Origin of the sequence: Paraglaciecola sp. (assembly GCF_051252315.1) — a bacterium.
Classification (GTDB): Bacteria; Pseudomonadota; Gammaproteobacteria; order Enterobacterales; family Alteromonadaceae; genus Paraglaciecola.
Genome location: NZ_JBPOFP010000208.1, coordinates 1 through 4091, shown reverse-complemented (window position 1 = coordinate 4091; position 4091 = coordinate 1). Strand labels below are relative to the sequence as shown.

The following is a 4091-nucleotide window of genomic DNA, read 5'->3' as shown; positions in this document are numbered from 1 at the left end:
ATTATGAGTTAGGCACGGGGCCTCAATAGTTCAGATAACACCTACATGACACCGCCAACTTAGGTACATTTTTATATAAGACGTTTTGAAAATGAGAAAACCCATTTAAGTATGAGTAATTATAGGTATGGGGGGTATACAAAAATCAGAGCTATTTATTAGGGACACCGCCTATTTAGCCACGTTTTTATGACCGCTGTATTTTTTAGGGGGGGGGATCAAATAAATGCTACTTTGAGTTGTTTTAGCAATATATCTAATACAGTTCAGCTAAGGCCTAAACTCAATATTTACCCCATCTTACTGTAAGCCGCGTTGTCTTGATTGCAAAGGGGCGAGGGGAGTTAGTTACAGGGTGATTGTTTTAGTGTGCAAAAAGTGCAAATAGTGCAAACTTTGGAATTAACCTAAATTAAAACATGGCGTTACGGATTTTCACTTAGCTAAAGTTAGTGGAAACAGAGTGCAAATATTTGCACTTTTATCGTAATTTTTAAGGTAATCCCCTCACCAGTATCATTTAAAATGTGTGAAGTTAAACTTCATAATATCCCAAGTTGTAGAGTTATCATTTTGTTACTCTATACCTTCACTCATATAAATGATGGCAATCTCAATACTACCGAAAGTACTTATAATCTTGTTTTCAACTTCTATTTTAGCTTCTTGTTCCATGTCTGATTGAAGAAGTTGAAGCCACGTTTTGACGAGTATTACAGGTGGGGGGGGCATATGTTCGTCCATGAGTTTTTTTAAATATAAATGTAGCTCACGAAAGATAATTATCAAGATCGTTCAATCTCCCTTTGGCTGCTTTGAATATATAGTTTTATTAGAAACTTGAACTTCGCGTATGTGTGGTGAGTTCAAGCGGCCGTTCTACTTGTTTATATCACTAAACAAGCTACAGAATCAGCAACAAAAGTACTAGGTGTAAGTTGGGTAATATAAAATCTTAAAATGGTGCGAGAGAGTGACACAGGAAGTGATAAAAGGGAACGCAGTCTTAAGTCCCTAAGTTTTTCCATTAAATGGGTGAAATTATATGAGAAATGTATTTAAATGAAGGAGTTACATTTAGGTAGTGTGGTTTGATGCTTCAATTAGAGTTGTATTAAAACGTTACACCAGAGTTACAGGGCAACTCTGGTGTCCAAGGGGTTGGACAGAATAAAAACAATGAGGATAAAAAATGGATTATTACATTAGAAGGGTTTCGATAGAAGGTTTGTTTGAAAAAGGCAACGACTATCGAATTGACCTATCTGAAGGGTGTAACTGTATCTATGGAGGTAATGGTACGGGTAAAACGACGATTATTAACTTGATTGTGAATAGTCTAAATATTGAGCTTGATTCACTAGCTCAAACGGGCTTTGAAAGAATATCAATACTATTAGCTAAGTCTGGCATGCGAAGGGCTGAAAAGTTTTTCACTCTAACGAGAGAGCGAGGCATAGAAAATAGGAGGGGCATAAATAAGTTAACGTATCAATTGGATGGAGAGGAAAAATCGAAACCATTTTTAGTTCGCCAGAGTGAAGACTCAGAGAGAATTCACGAAAAATATGGAGAGCAGGTTGAGACGCTAAAACAAAAGCTAAATGCACCTCTAAATCTTACTCACGTTCCTTTGTTGAGAATGCATGATTCTGAACTTTTTGGTGCTAGAGATAGAGATGATTATCTTTATGCACAGTTGAGGCATCGAAAAATATCTCAAACTCAAATTGCTGAAATAATGGACCCAAGCGTAAGGGTTCTGAATAACTTGCAGCGTCAGTTTGTGAGTCAAGCGAATGAGAACCGTAAGATTCTTACCAATAAACTTGAGAACTTGAAATCCAAATTAATTGAAAAAGTTATGATGGACGGCAGCGCTATTAAACAAGTGTCCAATGCTTTCAGGAAGGTTTCGACTGCAATGAAGTCTCAAGTGCAAGAGGTCGATGTAGATGTAGATGCTTTTATTAGAAAGTTGCGAGATGTTGGTATTGATGTGCCCGAGGAAAAGATAAAAGAGCATTTTGGAACCTGGAGAAATTTGAATATAAGTGTCAAACGAGACTATGAGGCCCTTCAATCAATTAAAGGTGATGAAAAATCAAATAATAAAAAGAAGACTGAAGCTTTCGACAGATTTAATGACTCTTATTTCAACTTCTTTTCAATGACCCATATACACGACCGTTTCCTATCGGTGGTTAAAGATGTTGAGAAGATGCAGGAAGAGAAAAGCTTGCTGTCGAAAGCGTTTGTAGACTACAAAAAAGAGGTTAACCTTTATCTAGCTGGGAAAAAAGAGTTTTCCTTATCTGAGGATGGGCGGTTCCATGTTATATCAGGAACTAGGAAAATTCGGTTGTCAGACTTATCTTCTGGGGAGAAGCATATCTTGTCCATTTTGGGTAAAGCAGCTCTTAGTAGTATTGAGGGTGCTGTTTTCGTTGCTGATGAGCCAGAGTTATCTTTGCACCTTGATTGGCAAAGAATGATACTTCCCTCAATCATAAAGTTATCACCAAAGTCTCAAATAATCGTCGCTACACATTCTCCTTCAATTTACGCCAGAGGGGCAACAGAAATTGATTTGGAGGATTTAGTTTAATGTCGTCTATAAGGAAATACACGCCAGAAGAGAACTTTAGAAGAATCAAGCGTCAAAAATTATTGTCATTTGTAGTAGTGGAGGGAAGTGACGATGTCCCAATTTACGATTCGTTTTTATCAATAGCGTTGGCTGACGCAGACTTCGACGTAATTCATTCAGGAGGAAAGGGGCCAATTAGAGACTTTCTCCGTGAGTTTGAAACCAATAATTCAATTTTTATTGTTGATAAAGACTTTAATGATATGGGTATTGAGGATGATAGGTTGGTTGGCTTAAGTAGATACTCCATTGAAAACTATTTCATTTGTGAAGATGTGATTAGTCGTTCGTTGCAATTTGTATTGAAATGTAGATTTCAGGATGCCAAACAAGCATTTAGTCTTGAAGATTTTAGTCGTGAAGTGGCTAATTCCACCGAGACGTTGATTAAGGTTCTTTTCTACTATCAAAGGTATATGACCAATCATAGGCGAGAAGACGTCACGGAAACTTGGAGTGATGCCTTTCTGTGTGAGCAGAACAACTGGACTCTTTGTAGGGAGAAGATAGAAGAGTTAATTGCCAATCTCTTACCTGCTGATGTAACAGAGCAAGATGTGGAAGAGTTCTATGAGGCGAACTTTGAATCAACTGGAGACTTGACCCACGACTTTCCTGGTAAGCTGCTTAAGCATTCATTACAGCGTTACATTCGTCAGAAACTTCTTGAAATTAACCCTACTTTAGGTGGGAAATTCAACAATGTCGAGATAATGGTGGAGGCTCTAGCAGCGGTAATTTATCAATCAGATGATTTGGCAACTGTATTACAACCAGTAGTTCAGTTTGTATATGAAAGAAATGTAGCTTAAGCTAAAGTGACACAATTGGATTGCACAAATAGATATAGCACCGATTAAGGTGTTCTTCTATTCTGAATATATTCATGCCCTTGCTTCTTAAAAGAGAGAGGAGAAACTGGCGGGACGTTGAACGTGTCTCGTAGTGTAAACTCATTTTTTCCAAAAAACGAATCCAAAGTGACCGTCCGTTATTCGATCCCTTTCAGACATATCTGTTTTTAAGAAGAAATTTAATGATTTTAAATTTGAGTAACATTCTAGTTAACAGTTACTGGTTAATATATTTTAAATATTCTATGTGTTTAATTTAAATGTAATCCTTATTAGGGATATATTTCTAACGAGTCATTGTGGTGCTACATGTGGTGCTATAAGTTTAACTTAATGTTAGATAAGTCTATAAATAACAGTGTTTTGGGGTTCTTTATCAAGTCCGGCCCCGGGCACCATTACTTCAAGCGATAGTATTCACTATCATTTAAAATCAAAAAATTAAAATGTAGACGTATTGTAGACGAATCGTTGAGTTGTTGGTTTCTTGTACTTTCGTCAATATTGCAATTCATTCCATATTTGATGTAAGAGTGATTGTGATATCACAATTAAATAAGCTTCACATTATTGACTGCCTCTTAAAC

General features: G+C 36.8%; 3 protein-coding genes. 2 read left to right on the top strand and 1 reads right to left on the bottom strand.

The window, feature by feature from the left end:
* Positions 1–576 precede the first annotated feature (576 nt).
* Positions 577–732, bottom strand: coding sequence for a hypothetical protein (locus ACSHXM_RS21190; RefSeq protein WP_435692304.1), 156 nt, complete (start codon positions 730–732; stop codon positions 577–579).
* Between the two features lie 460 nt (positions 733–1192).
* Between ACSHXM_RS21190 and ACSHXM_RS21185 the strand changes: the two genes are divergently transcribed.
* Positions 1193–2608 carry an AAA family ATPase gene (locus ACSHXM_RS21185; protein WP_435692302.1) on the top strand — a complete coding sequence of 472 codons (1416 nt, stop codon included), beginning with the start codon at positions 1193–1195 and terminating at the stop codon, positions 2606–2608.
* Positions 2608–3462: a DUF4435 domain-containing protein gene (locus ACSHXM_RS21180; RefSeq protein WP_435692300.1), complete on the top strand. Its 855-nt coding sequence runs from the start codon at positions 2608–2610 to the stop codon at positions 3460–3462. Before ACSHXM_RS21185 ends, ACSHXM_RS21180 begins: the two co-directional genes overlap by 1 nt.
* Positions 3463–4091: the final 629 nt, after the last annotated feature.

What these genes read in the sequence shown, in the direction of transcription:
- ACSHXM_RS21185 (WP_435692302.1), top strand. Translation starts at nt 1,193, where the DNA reads ATGGATTATTACATTAGAAGGGTTTCGATAGAAGGTTTGTTTGAAAAA.
- ACSHXM_RS21190 (WP_435692304.1), bottom strand. Translation starts at nt 732, where the DNA reads ATGCCCCCCCCACCTGTAATACTCGTCAAAACGTGGCTTCAACTTCTT.
- ACSHXM_RS21180 (WP_435692300.1), top strand. Translation starts at nt 2,608, where the DNA reads ATGTCGTCTATAAGGAAATACACGCCAGAAGAGAACTTTAGAAGAATC.